Raw genomic sequence first — 15,509 nt, forward strand, 5'->3', positions numbered from 1 at the left:
AAATGACAAGTAGGAGGAATCAACGTGGGTAGCCATGCCAGTGTCTTAGGTTATTTTTTACAAGCCGGTTTGGTGGTTAAAACCGTGATGCTGATTTTACTTTCTGCCTCTATCGTTTCCTGGACATTGATTATCCAGCGAGCATGGTTTTTTAACCGCAAAAAGCAGCAATGCGACCAATTTACCCGCCGTTTTTGGGATAGCGGCGATTTGAGTAAATTGTATGCCGATATCGATAGTCACGCGGATGAACGGCAAGGCATCGCCGCCATTTTCCATGCGGGGTTTAAAGAATACGTGCGGGCTAGAAAACAGGGGGCCGTCGTGCTTGAACCCATCCAGCGCGTCATGCAAATCAGCCATGCCAAGGAAGCCATGCGTCTCGAAAAACACCTGCCTTTCTTTGCTTCTGTCGGCTCCATTTCTCCCTACATTGGTTTGTTTGGGACTGTGTGGGGCATCATGACGTCATTCCAGGCCTTAGGCCAGGCACAGCAGGCTACCATTGCCATGGTGGCGCCTGGTATTTCAGAAGCGCTGGTGGCCACCGCATTGGGCTTGTTTACGGCCATTCCGGCGGTCATTGCCTATAACCGTTACAGTACCCGTGCCGGCAACCTGCTGGAACAATATGATCTTTTTCAGGATGAACTGGTTTCGTTGATAGAGCAACAAAGCGCTGTGCCCGTGAGAGGATAAACGATGTTAAGAAAAAAAACCAAATCGTCTCAACCGATTGCAGAAATCAATGTGGTTCCCTACATTGACGTCATGCTGGTTTTGCTGGTTATTTTTATGATTACGGCACCTATGCTGACACAGGGGGTCACGGTCGATTTACCGAAGGCCGCAAGCCAGTCCCTAAAACCCACTGAGCGAGAACCCATCATCGTGTCGGTGAATTTACGCGGCGACTATTTCCTAAACATCAACACGGCGCCGGATTTACCCATGGAGCCCAAGGCTCTGATGGTGAGGGTGGCCGCAGAATTGGAGTTGGCCAAACAGAATAACCAGCCCATTAATGTCCTGGTGAAAGGCGATCAGGGTGTGCCCTATGGCAAAGTAGTGGGTGCCATGGCGTTGTTGAAACAGGCTGGGGCTGAACAGGTCGGCTTATTAACCGATTCGTCTGAGGCCATTTCGGAGAACCAAGCATGAGGATTGAACAGAGCTACCGCAAAGCGTTTTATGCGGCTCTGACGCTGCATTTGTTGTTAGCCTTGTTATTACTGACGGAGTCATCCAGCAAACGACCCGTTTTGGTGAATGAAGCCAAAAATACCCCCGGTGAGATGACGCCGATAGAAGCCAATGCTATGCAAAAAGAAATTGTTAAGGCGGTGAGCGTTAACAATCAGGAAGTCATGGAGACCGTCAATCGTTTAAAACAGCAGCGGGCGCAACAAATCAAAGCGGAACAGGCGCGTCAGAAAGCCCTGGCGCAACAGGTTTTGCAGGCGAAACGGGCGCGTTTGCAAGAACAGCAACGTTTAGCGAAATTAAAAGAAGAAGCGGATAAGCTCGCCATTGCCAGAAAGAAACAAATGGAAGAAGAGCAAAAGCGCCTGAAACAACTGGCTTTGCAAAAAGAGCAGGAAGCCAAGCGACTCCAGGAGCTTAAAAAGCAACAGCAGGAATTGGAAAAAAAGCAGCAACAGGAAGCGGCGAAGCTGGCTGAATTGAAGAAGAAAAAAGACGAGGAAAAAGCCAAAGCTGACAAATTGAAGGCTGAACAGGCGGCAGCAGAAGCCCGTAAAAAGGACGAAGCGGTGAAATTGGCCGCTCAGAAAGCCGCAGCCGAAAAAGCTGCGGCAGAAAAAGCGGCCGCTGAGAGGGCGGCGGCTGAAGCAGCCCAGGCTGCGGCCAATCGAGCCCGTCTTGCCGGCGAAGTGGATAAATACAAAGCGCTGATTATCAATGCAATCGGACGCCAATGGATTTTGCCGGATAATGTCGATCGCGGCTTATCCAGTCAATTCAGGATTCGCTTGGCGCCTGATGGCGCAGTGCTTGAGGTGAGTTTAATCCGCAGCAGCGGTGATCCCATTCTCGATCGCTCCGCACAAACTGCGATTTATAAAGCGTCGCCGCTGCCAGTACCGACTGATCCCGCGACCTTTGATATATTTCGTGATATCAGTTTAACCGTACGACCAGAAAACGTGAGGGGATAACCGTGTTAAAACGACTTGTGATATTATTTTTCGCTGCATTGTCGAGTGGGTCTTATGCCCTCGATCTCGAATTAACCCAGGGGATTAACTCGGCTTTGCCCATTGCCATTAATTCTTTTGGTTACGACAGTGCCGGCTCTGAATTGACGACGATCATTAATCATGATTTGCAGTTATCAGGCCAATTCAAAATCATTCCGACACCGCCAGGCTTGCCTGAAGGTGCGCAAGGGGTCGGTATTCTTCGTGGCGCGGGTGCTGATAGCGTATTAACTGGCCGGGTCAGCAAATTGGGTTTTAACCGCTATGACGTCAGTTTTGATCTCATTGACGCGGTAGCCAATGGGCGTCTGCTATCAAAAAGTTTCCAGGTGGGCAGCAATGATATTCGGGCTTTAGCGCATCATATCAGTGATTTGGTCTATGAGAAACTGACTGGTGAGCGCGGTGTGTTCTCCACCCGGATTGCCTATGTGCTGGTGCAGCGCGGTGCAGGACGTTCCCGCTATTCGCTGGAGGTTGCTGATGCCGATGGATTTAATCCCCAGAGCCTGCTGGTTTCGTCCGAGCCCATTATGTCGCCTTCCTGGTCACCAGACGGGCGACAAATTGCCTACGTTTCTTTTGAAAAGAAAAAAGCGCAGATTTTTATTGTGTCGGTTGAAACGGGTAAGCGACGTCTGGTCACCGATTTTACTGGCATTAACGGTGCGCCTGCCTGGTCGCCAGATGGTAATCAATTGGCCGTTGTGCTCTCAAAGAGCGGCAGCGCTAAAATTTATACGGTCAATCTGTCTTCCGGCCAGTTAAAACAGTTGACTTTTGGAGACGCCATTGATACAGAGCCACGTTTTGCCCCGGATGGCAAAAGCCTGCTGTTTACTTCCGGACGCGGTGGCTCTCCTCAGGTTTACCGTTTGTCCTTAGCCGACGGCAGTGTTTCGCGCGTGACATATGATGGCAGTTACAATGCGCGTGCTTCCTACACCCCTGATCAGCGGCACATTGTCATGCTGCATAAAGAGCAGGACAGCCGCTTTAATATTGCCGTGCAGGATGATACTGGGCATGTTACCCAGGTGACATTCGCAACCCTGGACGAATCGCCCTCTATTTCCCCTAATGGCCGGTTGATTCTCTATGCTACTCGTCACAATGACAAAGGGGTGTTGGGCATTGTTTCTCTGGATGGCCGCATTCACATGCGTTTACCGGCGAGAGAAGGGGATGTGCAGGAACCTGCCTGGTCACCGTTTTTGGGCTAATCAAACAATCAAGGAGTTGCAGTGAAAAAAGGAATTGTCGGTGTTATGACCATGGCTGCGTTGGCAGCCGCAGGCACTGCTTACAGTTGGAATGCTACCGGACACCGTCTGGTAGCGCAGATTGCCTACCATCATTTAAACAAGGAGGCCCGTTCGCAATATGTCCGTTACAACCATGGTCTGGATAGCGTTTTTAAATCGCAATCCCTGGTGAATGCAGCACCCTGGATGGATGGCCTGCGTTACATGAATGACCTGTGGCTGCAACCCATGCATTACATCGATATTCCCTATTCTGTCGATGGGACTGAGCTGATTCAACCGGATGAAGTGAATGCTGTTTACGCCATCGAGAAGGCGAAGAAAGTGTTGAAGGACCCCAAGGCCAGTCTCTTTAATAAAGGATTCAGTTTAAGAATTCTTTTACACGTGGTAGGGGACATCCATCAGCCGCTACACGCCATCAGTCAATTCAGCGTTCAACACCCCAAAGGCGACATGGGAGGTAATCTGGTCATGCTGGGTGACAATCCCGTTGGCCCCAACCTGCATTCCTATTGGGATAATGGCGGCGGCTTTCTTAAAACAGCCCGATTAAACACCAAACAACTGAACGCTAAAGCCTGGAAAATTGAACAGCGTTGGCCTTGTCACGTGAATAACATGACGCTTGATGCCAAGGCCTGGAGCCAGGAGTCTTATCAATTGGCCATTGCCAAGGCGTATCAAATCAAAAATGGTGAAAAACCGAGCAATGAATACCAGGATATGGTGAAGGTAACGGCTGAGCAACGCATCGCTCTGGCAGGTTGTCGTTTGGCAGCCTTGCTAAACGATCTCATGTGATGATCATATGCTGACGGGGCTATACCCTGTATAGCCCATGTTTCGTGATGTGTTAAAAATTAACTATTTGCCCATCTTTGAGCACAAGGTAAGCCTGCCCATTTTTTACTTCAATCGTATCGTCAGGGAATGCAGCCTGAATGACAGACGAATCAATCTGATGACCTAACCATTCAACACGACCTACTCGAGCCTTATGAAAATCACCGTAGGTGCTATCAAAATGCAAGGTATAGATCTGCGTGTATTCCGGGGGCAATTTTTCGCTGATGCGTTTTAAGACGTCGTCAACTGTGTAATGGTGTGAATTAAGGTAAATAATGGTATCGCCACTGCCAGCCTGTTCGTTGGGAATAAAGACGGCAACGGCTTCTTGTTGTAAGGTACTGACCAGTTCTTTTGAGATAGTGAATATTTCATCTTCGGCAATGGATTGGTAAGGGGAGCTGGTAAACAGTTTGCTGTTTTCCGCGGCCAAATGTCCGTCAGATTCGGTTTTGTACATGCACAAAATGTTTTCACCTTGACTTTGTTCAAGATGATGGGATTGCATGATATCAACCATGGTGGTTTCTAATTGACGCTGCTTTTCACTTAACAGGTTTTTGTAGGCCTCAGTTGGGGCAACTTCGCCAACATTATTCGCTGCATAAAAAGTGACAGACGAGACATCGGAGGCAGCAAGGGGATGGCTTAGTAAGGTGAGTCCAATAAACAGGCTGGTTAATTTGATCATATCTTCATTCAGAGCATTAATACTGCACGCAATTGTAACAGGATGATTCTTAAATACAATGACCTATCGATGACAGGGTTGGGTAAAATAATTTCAGTCGATGAAAAAGGCTGACTTGTCGCCGAGCCAGCCTGGATTTTATGCAGGAAAGAACCAATGCTTAAAAATTAACAATGCGCCCATCGTGATAGATTAAAAACGCTTTGCCATGCTTCCTTGTCATTTTTTCTTCAGGAAAGGCGTTTTGAATAACAACCGGATCAATTTGATTGCCCAACCACTCAATGCTGCCAATGGTTGCTTCGTCAAAACCCCCGTATTTACTGTCAAAATGAAGGGTGAATGCCTGGGAATAATCGGCTGGGAGTCGTTCATTAATCAGTTTGATGGTTTGCGTCAGGCTGTAATGCCGGGAATTAAGATAGACGGTGGTCTCGGCGGCTTCGGCCTTGTCATCCGGAACAAAAACAGCCACGCTTTCCTGCTGCAAAGCGTTTGCCATCTCTTGAGAGAGAGAAAATATTGTGTCATCGGTGAGCGTTTGATAAGGCGAGGTTGTAAAAATCTTGCCATTATCTGCAGTCAAATGGCCGCTGTCTGCCATTTGATACACGCCGATGCCGTCTTCGCACTGGCTCTGCTCCAGGTGATGGGATTGAAAGATATCGATGATGGTGTTTTTCAATTGATTCTGTGCGTCACTGAGCAGGCGCTGGTAGGCTTGTTCCGGTTGGATTATACCGGTGTTATTGGAGGCAAAGAAAGAAACAGAGGTGTATTCAGCCGCTGAAAGCATCCTGCAAAATAATGAAAGTCCTATGAAAATACGCATTGATTTTGTCATGATTATTGCTCGTTACTGGGTTTGCAACAGTGTAACCATGCCATTAATTTGTGCAAGAATGCACAGTTTTGTAATATAGTTACAAAAAATATACCGAGATTTGTTTATGACGAAACCCAGTCGACGACAGAACAATTGCCATTATGGCTGTGCTGTAGAAGCTGCCCTTGATGTTATTGGTAATAAATGGAAAGGGTTAATTCTCTTCCATCTGCTTTCCGGCACCAAACGATTTAACGAGCTTAGACGTCTGATGCCAAGCATTACGCAACGCATGCTCACCCTGCAATTGCGTGAACTGGAAAAAGATGGCGTTGTTCATCGGCAGGTTTATGCTCAGGTCCCCCCAAAAGTTGAATATTCGTTGACGGAATACGGGGCTGAATTAGAACCTATGCTGTTGGCTTTGCGAGATTGGGGTCGCCGTTACATGTCTTAAAAAACCGACGTTTAAGCATAAAGCAAAGCCATAGACAAATGGTTTTCATACCGCCCGTCAATGCACACGGCATTTTTATGTATTCCCTCAACGACAAAACCAAACTGTTGATAAAGTGCCCTGGCGGTTTTGTTGTGTTCCCGCACGGTTAATTCAATGCGGGTCAATCCTTTTTCACGTGCTTGTTTGAGGGCTTCAGCCAGCAAGGCTTTTCCCACGCCCAAGCCGCGAAAAGCGGCTCTAACGCCAATACCCAACGAACCGATGTGAGCAAAGACAGGACGGTCAAGTGATGAAATGTCACACCAGCCAATGACTTCCTCCTCATGCAAAGCGATGAGATGAGGCCAATTCCCCTTGAGGTTCTGTTTGACAAAATCCCGGGTCATTTCAAGCGGCGGCCCTTTAAGAAAAGCCAAATATTTTTGCTCGCGTGCCACGCTGTCAAGGGCTTGCCAGTAACTGTCAATGTATTCTTCACGAATAGGAATAATGGTAAAGTTCATAATCAGCCGGTTAATTCAGTAACTCCAAAATAGCCGTAGCAAGGTAATAGAGTAAAATAAACACGAACAAGGCGATAGAAATAAGAGGCAACAGGATAGTAAAAATACGAATCATCGTGGCGGTGAATGCATTGCTGCTCTGGTTAGCTGAACCCCAAAAAGCTTTTAATAACCAGATATAAAAACCAACGGCATAAAGCATCAACGGAAGCAGCCACAGATTCTCAAGATTGAATCCTCCGGTGAACAAAGCAGTGAGTATAAAAATATAAAAGACGATATAGGCTAGACCACCCTCCAGAAGGTAATCTCCTCCCTGGCTAAAAAAAATTTGCCCAAACGTCAACTGCCCATTCCAGCCTTTTTTTAAATAGTTCAGCATACCTGTCCATCCAAGAGTCTTTTCATAACTATAGACTGTACTTTGTTTCAGCAAAAGCCAGATAGCGATTATCTGACCTTGATTCAGGCCATCCGGCTTAAAAATTCCTGAAGGTGTGGGCGTTCTGCTTCACCGGCTAAATAATCCTTTAATCGCATGAATGCCTGGTCGTAATCTTGCTGAGTAAAAACACCGCGCATGAGCTCAAAGCGGAGGTAAACGCAATAGGTGTTAAGCACATCGGTTTCGCAATAGTCACGAATGGCTTTTAAATTGCCGGCTAAATACTCGTCAAAAACCCGCGCACCGCTCATGCCCATTTTGCCCGGAAAATTCAACATCGATGCTATCTCGTCCAAAGGCGCAAAGGCTTTATTCTGATAAGCCGCTAAAATGTCCATCAAATCAAGGTGTCGATAATGAAAGCGGTTTAAATAATTATTCCAGCGAAACTGCTGCTGATTATCGCCGGTTTCCCAATAAGTCGGCGCACTGATGCCATGCAATAGCGCGCGATAATGAAGAACCGGCAAATCAAAACCGCAGCCATTCCAACTGACCAGCGTTGGGGAATATTTATCGATGCCAGAAAAAAAGCGGGTGATGAGCTCTTTTTCGTCTGACTGTTCATCACCCAAAGACCAGGTTTTGATGTGATTCCCTTGGCTGATAACCAGGGAGATTGCGATAATTTTTTGCAAATAATGGGGTAAAAAATCATGACCGACTTTCGCTCGCCGTAAAGCAAACATGGCTTTGGCTGTGTCTTCGTCGGAAAGACCCTGTAAATCATATAATTTACGGCCGGCTTCAAGGTCCGGAATGGTTTCAATATCAAATACCAGAATACTCATGCAGAACCTGCCATTACTAATAGAAAGCGTGGGATAATGAAGCAATCGTAACCTGCTAGTATTCTTTAACAAAAGGGAAATTGCAACTGCCTGATCTCAGGAAATTTTTATAATAAATATTTAAATCTCGCCTACTTTTTGTTACTAATAGCCGTTTAAATGTTACCTAAATAAGAATAATGAAATTAAAGCTGTTAATCATCTCGCTTGTGCTTGTATTGTCCGGATGCGCATCCCGCCAACCCGCTGATGTGAATAACGTCTGCAATATTTTTAAACAATACCCCGGTTGGTACCGTGCCAGCAAGGACGTTGAACGGCGTTGGCGTGTTCCTGTGCCGGTACAAATGGCCATTATCCATCAGGAATCCAAATTTGATGCCAAAGCGACGCCGCCACGATCCAAATTGTTATGGATAATTCCGTGGAAACGGCCGTCCAGCGCTTACGGATATACCCAGGCTTTGCGTTCAACCTGGGCCTTATATAAAAAATCGCAGGACGGCGGTAATTTCTGGGCGTCCAGAGACAGTTTTAGCGATGGGGTGGATTTCATCGGCTGGTATGCGAATCAGGCCAATCGCCGCGCCCATATTCCGCGCTATGACGCCTATAATCTTTACCTGGCATACCATGAAGGGGTGGGAGGGTATCAGCGTAAAACCTACCTTAGAAAACCCTGGTTGATTCAGGTGGCGCGGAAAGTAAAAACCCGAGCCCAGATTTATCAGGCGCAACTGAGCCGCTGTTCAGTTCCAGCGTCGCATTTTCGGTATAAATAATGAGCAAAACTAATGACTTTGCTGCCATCTCAAGGTAGGATAGAAGGTTAATTCGATTAGGAGTCAATGAATGCGTTTAATGCTGCTGGGCGGTCCAGGCGCCGGGAAAGGTACTCAGGCCCTCAAATTAACCAATTATTTCGACATTCCTCAAATATCGACTGGGGACATGTTGCGTTCTGCCATTGCTGCAGGTACTGAACTGGGTAAAAATGCCAAGGCGATTATGGATGCCGGCAAGCTGGTTTCAGATGACATCATTATTGCATTGGTGAAAGAGCGCCTGCAACAAAACGATTGCCGCAAAGGGTTTCTTTTTGATGGCTTTCCCCGCACGATTCCTCAGGCTGACGCGTTGAAAACCGCTGGCATTAAACTCGACCATGTCATTGAAATCGCCGTACCCGACAGCGAAATCATTAACCGTATCAGCGGCAGGCGGGTTCATGTGGCTTCCGGCCGGGTTTATCATGTGACATTCAATCCACCGCTTAAGGATGGCCTGGATGATGCAACCGGTGAGCCTTTAATTCAGCGCGCGGATGATTCCGAAGCGACGATTCGAAACCGTTTGGATGTTTACCACCAGCAAACCGAGCCGCTGATTGACTATTATCAGCGTTGGGCTAATACCCAAGACTGCTTGGCTCCGCAATTTCATCGGGTCAGCGGCCTTGGTAGTGTCGACAGTATTTTTACCAATATTCTTTCTGCCATCAATGCCAGGGAATTATCATGCTCAAAGACTTAGTCAGTGGGGAACAACTCGAAACCTTGGTGACGACTGAAGACCTCGTCTTTATTGATTTTTGGGCCGAGTGGTGTGCGCCCTGTAAGGAGTTTGGTAAAGTCTATGCCCGGGTCGCTGAACAGTACCCGGCCATACACTTCACTAAAGTGAATGTGGAATCGGTTCCAGCGCTGGCTGAAACATTCCAGATTCGTTCAATTCCCCACCTGATTGTTTTTAAGCAGGGCATTATCATTTACTCAGAGTCGGGGAGTATGCCTGAATCTGCCTTAAAAGAATTGGCTGAACAGGCATTAAAAGTCGATATGACGGAAATCCGCGCAAAAATGGACGAAGAACGTCAATCCAAATAAACTATTTCTGCTTAATAAGTGAATGAGTGGCGGCTTCATCGATACCTTCCACTTCATAAATTTTCACTGGATCGTCAAAACCCTTCACCTCTACGCTGGAGTGGCTTTTAATCATGAGGCAATTCCCTGTGTCTTTAAGCGTATGTTCGGAAATCAAAATCTGACCGCCTGAAGTCAGCGACTGGATTCGGGAGGACAGATTCACCGCACAACCAATGGCAGTGTATTGCTGACGCCTGTCTGAACCAATATTGCCAATGACGGCAATCCCGGTGTTAATACCGACTCCCATGGCGAGCTCAGGTAAATTATTCTCTCGGGTATATTCATTGACATCATGAAGCGCCTGTTGCATTTCGATGGCGCAGGCGGCTGCGGACAAGGCGTGGTTTTCGATGTCCTGCGGGGCGCCAAAAATGACCATGATTGCATCCCCGATAAAAGCATTGATGGTACCCTGGTATTTTTCAATGACAGAAGCCATCCGACAAAAATAATGATTGAGCATATCCACGAGTTTTTCAGGCGATAAGGTGCGCGAGATGGAGGTAAAATCCCGCAAGTCGCTGAAAAGGATGCTTATTTTTCGCTTTTCACCCCCGAGTTGCAGGGGCTTTGGTGAAGCCAGCAGTTGCTTCACCACCTCATCCGACATATAAGAACTGAACATTTTGAGCAGCAGTTCATTACGCAACTCAAGCTGCTCTTTAGCCTCATTTAAGGCGGTATTGGTTTCACGCAATGATTTTTTTAATTTAGTCACTGTCAGCAGCGCCAATTCATCTTCCGCTTGCCGTGCTAATTCACAAAGCAGCTTTAACTCACTCTCTGTAAGATGTCGAGGATCTTTATCAGCAACGCACAGGGTGCCAATTTTCAATCCGTCTGCGTTGCTTAAAGGAACACCAGCATAGAATCGGATAGGATTGTCTTCGCCAAAAACCGCGTATTTGTCAGCAAATCGCTCATCCTGAAGAATATCAGGTATAACCAGCGGCTCATTGTGCTGAATGGTATAATGGCAAATGGATTCATTGCGATCAGACTGACTAATAAGGATGCCGCATCGTGCTTTAAACCACTGCCGATGGGCATCAAGCAGGGCAATATAGCCGATGGGCACACTGAGAAACCCAACGGCCAGATTAACAATGCGGTCAAATCGCTCTTCAGGAGGGGTATCAAGAATTTGCAATTCGTATAGAGCAGCGAGTCGCTCTTCTTCCCGGGCAAACGAATTAATCATCATTCCTCACTACAGGCCGTCATCAAATAAGGTTTGGTTCGCATGAGTAACCTTTATCATTATTATATATATATAGCTTATTTCCCGAAGTTGACGCGGCTGACGGGGTTAATTTTCACAAAAGGCTTGACCCTGACGTTGCGTCATCCCCTAACCTTGGTCTCAAGGAGGAAAAAACGATGAATCAATGGCATGCCAAGGCATTTGGCAAACTGGCTAATGTCTCAGTTCGTACACTGCATCATTACGACCAAATTGGTTTGTTAAAACCGAGCTTACGGCAGAACAATAATTATCGTTTGTACTCCGAAAAGGATTTATTAAAGCTGCAACAGATTATTGCACTGAAATTCTTTGGTTTTGAGCTATCCCAAATAAAACAGTTACTGGCTAAGCAGGAGAATGTTTTTGACAATCTGATTATGCAAGCCAAATTTTTACAGCGGAAGGCAGAAACCTTGTTAGAAGCGAATGCAATTATAAAACGTATCACGATGGCTTGCAGCGATAAGAAATCCATTCCATGGCAACAAATTATGCAACTTATTGAGGTATATCAAATGACACAACAATTGGAAGACGCCTGGGTCAAAGAAATCTTCACAGCCGATGAGCTAAAGCAGTACGCGGAATTTGAGGCAAAAATGAAGGCTGACTCGACGCCTGAGCAACGACAGGTATTTGAGAACAGTTGGTTTGCACTGGTTGAGGAGATAAATAACAATCTCCACCATGCCCCTGATTCTGAAACAGGAATTTATTTAGGCAAGAAATGGATGGACTGGGTTAACAAGCTCTACGGCAAAAAGTATGCTCACCTTCGAACCAAAAAATTTGAAAAAGGATTTGGTGAGGGCAAGGGCCTCGATGAACATGGTTTAACTCCAAAACTTATTTCCTGGATGGAAAAAGCGGTGGATGCTTATTGGCGTCAACGACTTCATCAGGTACTTGGCCAGGTGGATCAACTCCCTGCAGCGGCTGTATTGAAATACTGGAATGAGTTGATGGACGAAATGTACGGCGATGAAACTGAACGGAAAGCGGTTATCCCGGCTTTGGTTCTTAAGGAAGAGTCCTTAAGCACTGAGGCGCAAAGCTGGTTGAAGAAAACCTTTCATTTATAATGTACAGGCTGGGCTGTTAGCCCAGCGACACTAGGCGAGAATAATTTTATTGTTCAGGTAATGCATTAAAGCATCCCTTTCTCTTGCGGAAAACTGTAATCCTAATTTGCTGCGACGCCATAAAATATCATCGCAGGTTTGTGCCCACTCCTGTTCCACCAGATAATCCACTTCGACCTGATAAAGGCCGTGACCAAAATGCTCCCCTAAATCAGCAGTCTCGTTCAATTTACCAAGAATTAACTCTGTTCGTGTACCATAAGCTCGAAAAAGACGTTCGCGGATATTCTCGTCAAGCCAGTAATATTTTTCTCTCGCATGAGCCACATAAGTTTTATAATCCGAATGATCGCTTTGGCCGCCAGGCAATACCATTTTATCAGACAGGCTTGGGGGTAGAGCGGGGAAAACGGCAGCTAACGTATCCATGGTTTCATTGGCCAGTTGCCGATAAGTTGTTATCTTGCCGCCGTAAATGGCGATTGCCGGGGCAGGATGAGACGAGTAATGATACGCGTAATCCCGGCTTAAAGCCTGTGGCTTTTCATCATCAGACGACAATAGGGGACGAACACCGCTCCAGGTTGTCAGTATGTCTTCTTTCTTTATGGTGTGTCGGAAATACAGTTTGGTCAGATCCAGAAGATAGGTGATTTCTTCGGGTGAAATACTGACATGGTCAAGATTATTCTTAAAGGCAATATCCGTTGTGCCAATCATGGTGTTGCCGTGGTAGGGGATGACAAACACAATGCGTTTGTCTTTATTCTGCAACAGGTAGGCGTGATTGCCTTCATAAAGCTTGTGGACCACCAGATGACTGCCCTTGACCAGCGACATTTTGTAGCGACTGGGGATGTTTAAGCGTTGATTGACTTGTTCGACCCAAGGGCCTGTGGCATTGATGACTGTCCTGGCCTTAAACATCACTTCCCGATCATTTTGCAGTTTCACCTGCAAACGCCATGACTGGTTTTCAACCGTGGCATTTAGCAATTCTGTACGGGGCAAAATAATGGCGCCATGCGCGCGTGCCTGCAAGGCATTGCTGATGGTTAAACGCGCATCATCGGTTGCGCAGTCGTAAAAAGCAAATCCTTTGTGGTATGCCGTGGATAATGGTAAAAAATAAGGCTCACTCCAAGCTTGAGAGCGGCGGATTAAGCGGCTTCTTGGCAAACGGTTTTTGCGGCTCAAATGATCGTAAAGGAACAAGCCGGTACGCAATAACCAGGTTGGGCGCATGCTTTGTTCATAAGGCAAAACAAAAGGGAGCGGGTAGACCAGATGGGGAGCAATTTTAAGCAGGGTTTGCCGTTCATCAAGGGCTTTTTTGACCAGCGAGAAATCGTATTGCTCAAGATAGCGCAAGCCGCCATGAATTAATTTACTGCTGCTGGACGATGTTTTGGATGCCAAATCATCTTTTTCAATTAAAAGTACCGACAGTCCCCGCAGGGCGGCATCGGCTGCAATCCCGCAACCGTTAATGCCGCCGCCAATGATGGCCACATCAAAGAAATCATCCATGTTCAGGTCTCCGCAAAAAGCGTATAAAATCACTCTTCTAATTATCACGATAGGGAAGTAGAAAGCAATGAATTATATTCTGGCTATTGATCAGGGAACGAGCAGCACACGCGCCATGCTTTATAATGACCGGTTTGAACTGGTTGCTACCAGCCAATATACCATCACCCAGCACTACCCTAAGCCCGGTTGGGTTGAACATGATCCGGAGGAAATCTGGCAAAAGACTTTAACCGCTCTTCGTGATGTCGCAGCGCAGGCGGACGGGGGGAAAATTATTGCCTGCGGCATTACCAATCAACGCGAAACGACGTTGCTTTGGGATAAAGAAACCGGAAAATGCCTGTCGCCGGCTATTGTCTGGCAGGATAGACGAACCCAGGCTTTTTGTGAATCCTTATCGGACTATCAGGGCATGATTCGTGAAAAGACGGGTCTGTTAGTGGATGCGTATTTTTCCGCGACCAAGTTGCATTGGCTGCTTCAACACACAAAGGATGCAGAATCCCTGCTGGCTAAGGAACAATTGGCTTTTGGTACCATCGATTCGTTTTTAATCTGGCGCCTGACGAAGGGTAAATCCCATTTAACCGATGTCACCAACGCATCCCGCACCATGCTTTTTAATATTCATGAAAAGCAATGGGATACCGAACTGCTTCAATTGTTTTCCATTCCCGAGGCGGTACTGCCAGACGTGAGGGCTTGTGATGCCTATTATGGTGATATTGATGTGTCGCATCTGGGGTTTTCTGTACCCATCCATGGTGTGGCAGGCGATCAGCAGGCGGCATTGATTGGCCAACGCTGTTTCGCTGAAGGCATGACCAAGGCGACGTTTGGCACCGGCGGCTTTTTGTTGATGAACACGGGCCCGCAAGCGGTTCTTTCTCATCATCATTTGCTGACTACCATTGCCTATACCATTCAAGGTCAGACCATGTATGGTCTTGAAGGCAGTATTTATCAGGCTGGCACTACGGTGAAATGGTTACGCGATGAGATGAAGCTCCTGGCTAATGCGGCTGAGACGGAGGAGTTGGCAAGAAGCCTTACCAGCAATGAGGGGGTTTATTTGGTTTCCGCATTCAACGGGATGGGAGCGCCTTATTGGTTGTCCACACCCGGGGCGGCTATTTTTGGTTTATCTCGAAACACCACGCGCGCCCATTTTGCACGTGCAGCACTTGAGGGAGTATGTTATCAAACCCGGGAAGTACTTGCCTGCATGGAGGAAGACAGTAATCTGCGTATCTCACTCCTGCGAGTGGATGGGGGAATGACAGTCAATCAATGGTTTCTGCAGTTTTTAGCGTCCCAATGCCAGACAACTGTGCAGCGGCCTCATGACATTGAAACCACGGCCCAGGGTGCTGCATTATTGGCCGCAATAGGCGTGGGCCAGGTGGGATCCCTGTCGACGCTTGAAGCCAGTTGGCATGCCGAGTTGGAATTCTCACCTAACAATGAACGGGAGAAGATTGAGCATGATTTTCAGGGATGGCAGCGTGTCATGCGCATGATGAGGACGGCATGACGGGCAATGGATGCCCGTCTGCGCGGGCAGACACATAAGCGGATTCCCATCCTGCGCTAAACCATTCCTGCGCTAATGCCATTCCTGCGCTAATGCCATTCCTGCGCTAATGCCATTCCTGCGCAGCTATTATT

At 47.1% G+C, this 15,509-nt stretch carries 18 protein-coding genes; 11 read left to right on the plus strand and 7 right to left on the minus strand.

Annotation, left to right across the window (positions count from 1 at the left end; all coding sequences use genetic code 11):
• Positions 1-24 precede the first annotated feature (24 nt).
• The 5 genes from tolQ to Lery_RS08935 are packed head-to-tail and all read left to right on the plus strand — an operon-like array spanning position 25 to position 4,288.
• On the plus strand, positions 25-699 hold the full coding sequence (gene tolQ, locus Lery_RS08915) for a protein TolQ (RefSeq protein ID WP_058526913.1): 675 nt from the start codon (positions 25-27) through the stop codon (positions 697-699).
• A gap of 3 nt (positions 700-702) precedes the next feature.
• Complete coding sequence (gene tolR, locus Lery_RS08920) at positions 703-1,161, plus strand: protein TolR (protein ID WP_058526914.1); 459 nt, start codon at positions 703-705, stop codon at positions 1,159-1,161.
• Positions 1,158-2,177: a cell envelope integrity protein TolA gene (gene tolA, locus Lery_RS08925; RefSeq protein WP_058526915.1), complete on the plus strand. Its 1,020-nt coding sequence runs from the start codon at positions 1,158-1,160 to the stop codon at positions 2,175-2,177. Before tolR ends, tolA begins: the two co-directional genes overlap by 4 nt.
• Before the next feature lie 2 nt (positions 2,178-2,179).
• A complete protein-coding gene (gene tolB / locus Lery_RS08930) occupies positions 2,180-3,442 on the plus strand; it encodes a Tol-Pal system beta propeller repeat protein TolB (protein WP_058526916.1) in 1,263 nt (420 codons plus the stop codon).
• 21 nt (positions 3,443-3,463) lie between these two features.
• The gene (locus tag Lery_RS08935) at positions 3,464-4,288 is read left to right on the plus strand and encodes a S1/P1 nuclease (protein WP_082657170.1); all 825 of its coding nucleotides are present in this window, start codon (positions 3,464-3,466) and stop codon (positions 4,286-4,288) included.
• Between the two features lie 52 nt (positions 4,289-4,340).
• On the opposite strand, the gene Lery_RS08940 is transcribed toward Lery_RS08935, so the two are convergent.
• On the minus strand, positions 4,341-5,024 hold the full coding sequence (locus tag Lery_RS08940) for a hypothetical protein (RefSeq protein ID WP_058526917.1): 684 nt from the start codon (positions 5,022-5,024) through the stop codon (positions 4,341-4,343).
• A 160-nt stretch (positions 5,025-5,184) separates the two neighbouring features.
• The gene (locus tag Lery_RS08945) at positions 5,185-5,868 is read right to left on the minus strand and encodes a hypothetical protein (RefSeq protein ID WP_131751052.1); all 684 of its coding nucleotides are present in this window, start codon (positions 5,866-5,868) and stop codon (positions 5,185-5,187) included.
• Between the two features lie 106 nt (positions 5,869-5,974).
• Here Lery_RS08945 and Lery_RS08950 point away from each other — a divergent pair, with 106 nt between their 5' ends.
• On the plus strand, positions 5,975-6,307 hold the full coding sequence (locus Lery_RS08950) for a winged helix-turn-helix transcriptional regulator (protein WP_058526919.1): 333 nt from the start codon (positions 5,975-5,977) through the stop codon (positions 6,305-6,307).
• Positions 6,308-6,318: 11 nt separating this feature from the next.
• On the opposite strand, the gene Lery_RS08955 is transcribed toward Lery_RS08950, so the two are convergent.
• The 3 genes from Lery_RS08955 to Lery_RS08965 all read right to left on the minus strand — a co-directional run bounded on the left by Lery_RS08955 (position 6,319) and on the right by Lery_RS08965 (position 8,049).
• Positions 6,319-6,813, minus strand: coding sequence for a GNAT family N-acetyltransferase (locus Lery_RS08955; protein ID WP_058526920.1), 495 nt, complete (start codon positions 6,811-6,813; stop codon positions 6,319-6,321).
• A 10-nt stretch (positions 6,814-6,823) separates the two neighbouring features.
• Positions 6,824-7,195, minus strand: a complete 372-nt coding sequence (locus Lery_RS08960) for a hypothetical protein (RefSeq protein ID WP_058526921.1) — start codon at positions 7,193-7,195, stop codon at positions 6,824-6,826.
• Between the two features lie 83 nt (positions 7,196-7,278).
• Positions 7,279-8,049 (minus strand): 3'-5' exonuclease, encoded by a 771-nt coding sequence (locus Lery_RS08965; protein ID WP_058526922.1) that lies wholly within the window; start codon positions 8,047-8,049, stop codon positions 7,279-7,281.
• 179 nt (positions 8,050-8,228) lie between these two features.
• On the opposite strand from Lery_RS08965, the gene Lery_RS08970 reads away from it, so the two are divergent.
• From Lery_RS08970 to Lery_RS08980, 3 genes are all read left to right on the plus strand, one after another.
• Positions 8,229-8,831: a transglycosylase SLT domain-containing protein gene (locus Lery_RS08970; RefSeq protein WP_058526923.1), complete on the plus strand. Its 603-nt coding sequence runs from the start codon at positions 8,229-8,231 to the stop codon at positions 8,829-8,831.
• Positions 8,832-8,901: 70 nt separating this feature from the next.
• Entirely contained in the window at positions 8,902-9,582 is a 681-nt protein-coding gene (gene adk / locus Lery_RS08975; protein ID WP_058526924.1) for an adenylate kinase, read from the plus strand.
• Entirely contained in the window at positions 9,567-9,935 is a 369-nt protein-coding gene (locus Lery_RS08980) for a thioredoxin family protein (RefSeq protein WP_058526925.1), read from the plus strand. The genes adk and Lery_RS08980 overlap by 16 nt, the downstream gene beginning before the upstream one ends.
• A 1-nt stretch (position 9,936) precedes the next feature.
• Here the strand turns inward: Lery_RS08980 and Lery_RS08985 are convergent, their stop codons facing one another.
• A complete protein-coding gene (locus tag Lery_RS08985) occupies positions 9,937-11,184 on the minus strand; it encodes an adenylate/guanylate cyclase domain-containing protein (RefSeq protein WP_058526926.1) in 1,248 nt (415 codons plus the stop codon).
• 176 nt (positions 11,185-11,360) lie between these two features.
• Between Lery_RS08985 and Lery_RS08990 the strand changes: the two genes are divergently transcribed.
• Positions 11,361-12,308 carry a MerR family transcriptional regulator gene (locus Lery_RS08990; protein WP_058526927.1) on the plus strand — a complete coding sequence of 316 codons (948 nt, stop codon included), beginning with the start codon at positions 11,361-11,363 and terminating at the stop codon, positions 12,306-12,308.
• A gap of 30 nt (positions 12,309-12,338) precedes the next feature.
• Here the strand turns inward: Lery_RS08990 and glpD are convergent, their stop codons facing one another.
• Complete coding sequence (gene glpD, locus Lery_RS08995) at positions 12,339-13,838, minus strand: glycerol-3-phosphate dehydrogenase (protein ID WP_058526928.1); 1,500 nt, start codon at positions 13,836-13,838, stop codon at positions 12,339-12,341.
• Between the two features lie 67 nt (positions 13,839-13,905).
• Between glpD and glpK the strand changes: the two genes are divergently transcribed.
• Positions 13,906-15,375 (plus strand): glycerol kinase GlpK, encoded by a 1,470-nt coding sequence (gene glpK, locus Lery_RS09000; protein ID WP_058526929.1) that lies wholly within the window; start codon positions 13,906-13,908, stop codon positions 15,373-15,375.
• Positions 15,376-15,509: the final 134 nt, after the last annotated feature.

The organism is Legionella erythra (assembly GCF_001467615.1).
GTDB classification, from domain to species: Bacteria; Pseudomonadota; Gammaproteobacteria; order Legionellales; family Legionellaceae; genus Legionella_C; species Legionella_C erythra.

Excerpts from the sequence above, each read along its gene's own strand:
- tolR (WP_058526914.1), top strand. The coding sequence starts at position 703 with ATGTTAAGAAAAAAAACCAAATCGTCTCAACCGATTGCAGAAATCAAT.
- tolA (WP_058526915.1), top strand. The coding sequence starts at position 1,158 with ATGAGGATTGAACAGAGCTACCGCAAAGCGTTTTATGCGGCTCTGACG.
- Lery_RS08940 (WP_058526917.1), bottom strand. The coding sequence starts at position 5,024 with ATGATCAAATTAACCAGCCTGTTTATTGGACTCACCTTACTAAGCCAT.
- Lery_RS08945 (WP_131751052.1), bottom strand. The coding sequence starts at position 5,868 with ATGACAAAATCAATGCGTATTTTCATAGGACTTTCATTATTTTGCAGG.
- Lery_RS08950 (WP_058526919.1), top strand. The coding sequence starts at position 5,975 with ATGACGAAACCCAGTCGACGACAGAACAATTGCCATTATGGCTGTGCT.
- Lery_RS08955 (WP_058526920.1), bottom strand. The coding sequence starts at position 6,813 with ATGAACTTTACCATTATTCCTATTCGTGAAGAATACATTGACAGTTAC.
- Lery_RS08960 (WP_058526921.1), bottom strand. The coding sequence starts at position 7,195 with ATGCTGAACTATTTAAAAAAAGGCTGGAATGGGCAGTTGACGTTTGGG.
- Lery_RS08965 (WP_058526922.1), bottom strand. The coding sequence starts at position 8,049 with ATGAGTATTCTGGTATTTGATATTGAAACCATTCCGGACCTTGAAGCC.
- Lery_RS08970 (WP_058526923.1), top strand. The coding sequence starts at position 8,229 with ATGAAATTAAAGCTGTTAATCATCTCGCTTGTGCTTGTATTGTCCGGA.
- adk (WP_058526924.1), top strand. The coding sequence starts at position 8,902 with ATGCGTTTAATGCTGCTGGGCGGTCCAGGCGCCGGGAAAGGTACTCAG.
- Lery_RS08980 (WP_058526925.1), top strand. The coding sequence starts at position 9,567 with ATGCTCAAAGACTTAGTCAGTGGGGAACAACTCGAAACCTTGGTGACG.
- Lery_RS08985 (WP_058526926.1), bottom strand. The coding sequence starts at position 11,184 with ATGATGATTAATTCGTTTGCCCGGGAAGAAGAGCGACTCGCTGCTCTA.
- Lery_RS08990 (WP_058526927.1), top strand. The coding sequence starts at position 11,361 with ATGAATCAATGGCATGCCAAGGCATTTGGCAAACTGGCTAATGTCTCA.
- glpD (WP_058526928.1), bottom strand. The coding sequence starts at position 13,838 with ATGGATGATTTCTTTGATGTGGCCATCATTGGCGGCGGCATTAACGGT.
- glpK (WP_058526929.1), top strand. The coding sequence starts at position 13,906 with ATGAATTATATTCTGGCTATTGATCAGGGAACGAGCAGCACACGCGCC.